Annotated in this window: 2 protein-coding genes; both read left to right on the top strand. The window is 32.7% G+C overall.

Translation table 11 applies throughout. The features are described from left to right. Positions 1-190: 190 nt before the first annotated feature. Positions 191-1,135, top strand: a complete 945-nt coding sequence (locus tag EGI32_RS10775) for a tyrosine-type recombinase/integrase (protein ID WP_255155395.1) — start codon at positions 191-193, stop codon at positions 1,133-1,135. A 148-nt stretch (positions 1,136-1,283) separates the two neighbouring features. Then, on the top strand, positions 1,284-2,768 hold the full coding sequence (locus tag EGI32_RS10770; RefSeq protein WP_255155394.1) for a pentapeptide repeat-containing protein: 1,485 nt from the start codon (positions 1,284-1,286) through the stop codon (positions 2,766-2,768). Positions 2,769-2,944 lie beyond the last annotated feature (176 nt).

Here is a 2,944-nt window from a genome sequence, read left to right as displayed (position 1 = left end):
AGTGGGACAATAAGATACGATTAATATTAAGTGGATAAATGCGAAATTAACAGGATAGTGAGGGCAGGCTAAAAAAATCATCCAGTTTACCCATTTAGGAAATCATGTAATGCAGTTAAAATAAAATGTATTACAAATAGTTATACGTCAACAAGAAACTCTCTTTACACCACCTACAAATATAATAAACATGATTTCAATTGAACTCGCAACCAAGGAATTTTTATGCTATTGCAAATTTGAAAAACATTTAAGTGAAAAAACCTTAAAAGCATACACAACAGACCTGAAACAATTCAACTCATTTTTTATCACAGAAAATCTATCAATGGACGTATGTGACATCACCAAAACAGAATTACGTAGATACCTAGAGTCGTTAAGTACATTAAAACCGAAATCTATAAAAAGAAAAATAGCTACAATAAAAGCAATGTTCAATTATATGGAATTCGATGACCAAATTGACATGAACCCGATGAGAAAGATGCGTATTAAAATAAGAGAGGGGAAGATTATACCGAAGGTAATGGAGTTAAAGGAAATAGAGAAAATCCTAAAAGTCGTCTACCAAAGAAAAAACGTGATTTCAGATACCCAAAGCTACGCCTTTTTCGAAGCCCTCCGAAACATTGTGGTGATCGAATTGTTATTCTCAACGGGCGCAAGGGTGTCAGAGATATCGACGTTGAAAACAGAGCAAATAAATGTACGAAGCGGTGAGATAATGATTAAGGGAAAAGGTAAAAGAGAACGCATCATTCATGTTTGTAACCCTGAGCTGCTTAGCCTCTTAAAAACTTACAAGAATCTTTGCATTGAAAGAATGGAATCGGGGTGCAACAGCTTCCTATTGAACAGATTTAGTAACGAGATTTCTACACAATCTATACGGCTACTGGTTAATAATCTCTATAAAAAGGCAGGCATTAACCGGCATATAACCCCGCACGTCTTCAGGCACAGTTTTGCTACGCTTCTGCTTGAAAAAGATGTGGACATAAAATATATCCAGGAGATGCTGGGTCACAGTTCCATTGCCATTACCCAAATATATACACATGTAAATAAAACGAAGCAAAAACATCTATTGCGCACCAGACATCCGAGAAAAGACCTATTCTTAAGTGAATAATAAGCGGCTGTGAATAAAGGATAATCAAATATTATCCTTTATTCAAAACAGAAATATAGCATTTTTATTTTATACTGCCCATTGTAGTGATTATTTTATCTGAGTTGTGAGAATTGTGTCTTCAATACAGGATAACTATTTATTATCAATGAACACGCCAAGCCCATTCAGAGTTTTTGCCGATAGTGGAGAAACTGACAGAGAAAAGGAAAATTTTCAAAATTACCTTTTTAAAGATATTGATTTCCGTGACAGATCAAATGTAGTTTCATTCTGTCGATCAGATTTCAGATCTGTCAAAATGCATAACATGTATTTCTACAAAAATAATTTTGACCGGGCTGACTTTGTAAACGCATATCTAAAAGAGACAACGTTTGAACAATGTAATTTTGGGACAGATTTCTTCAATACCGTATTCGAAAATTGTACGTTTAGAGGAAATACATTCGACACTTCCACTTTAAACAATAACAGGTTTTTCTATTGCAGTTTTGAAAATGAACACATATCGAATACGACAAATCGCCAAGCCGGCTATAACAATTGTACTTTCAAAAACTGTTTTCATGAAATGAATTCATTTGAGGATTTAACTTTTTCCAATTGCGAGTTCGAGCATATCAATCTTGCGCAAATGGGCGCATATAATTTTAGCTTTACTAATTGTTCTTTCAAAGACTTTGTTGTTGATCCTGATTATTTGGGTTCTTACTTATTTAAAGATTCGACTCTGCAAGGAATAAAATTTATGTATCGGGGTAACGGTCTGTCGCTTAATGAAAACGTTGTGGAAGACTTACGAACGTTATCAATATTTTTTTTAGAATCGGGACGACTTTTTGAAGCTTTTAATATGACTTTGCTTTACAGGTACTATTCAAAAAAAGAATTGTCAATAGTTAATTATTTGGGCAATGTTTTGGATCGGGTTGCTACGGACAATCATGAACTTAGAAAATCTGATCAAATTCAAAGAATAATTAAAGCATTAATATTTTATGCGAATTCAAATATAATTAGCTTAGAAGAAACTGTTTATACAATCGGTCAATTCGAGAATAAATCTGTAAGTTTTGACAGCTTACAGGATCAGTTGCAGTATCAAAACAATATTTATTTTCTGAAACAAAACATTGAGTCGCTACTTTTTGAGGAAAAGGATTTTATTAATATAGATCCTCTAAAAGAAATTTATTGCGAAATATCAATCGAAGAAAGGTATTATGAAGAGTTCAAACTTTTATTGAATGAATATTTCAATTCTGTCAGTAATGGATACGGGATACCAGAACTCAGTAATTATAACATCATTGGCACTAGAAAGGGCTCTTTAGTCATTGAAATAATTGGATATGCAATAGGTATTTATGTACTTATTACAATTCTTAAATCAATACTCATCAGAACGTTGGAAATAAAAGTTGAATATACTATCTACCGTAAAACGCACCAACTTTTAGAAGATAATAAGATGAGTCTTAAAGATTTGGAAGGAGATATCAATATTGTCCGTAGAATACTCAATAAACCTTCAGATGAAATAGTAACGAAAGCAAAACCATTGTCTTTATTGATGAAACAGTTTAGTGTCTTCCCGAATACACTTGTCAAGAGAAAAAAGCATATCTGAGATGTCGGAAAGCAAGTTGATTCGAAATCCAAACTTATTTTTTTGATCGAAAGAAAAATGAAAAGAAGGAAATGCAAGCACTCCATGCTTGAATAAAAAAGTTCTAATTATTGATTGTGGAAACACATTACAAATATTGTGTTCTTTATGAACAATCATCGTAAAATAACCACTGT

Origin of the sequence: Ferruginibacter sp. HRS2-29 (assembly GCF_024343615.1) — a bacterium.
GTDB lineage: Bacteria > Bacteroidota > Bacteroidia > Chitinophagales > Chitinophagaceae > Ferruginibacter.
Note: the sequence above shows the minus strand (reverse complement) of the source record. Positions and strands in the feature narration are given on the sequence as shown.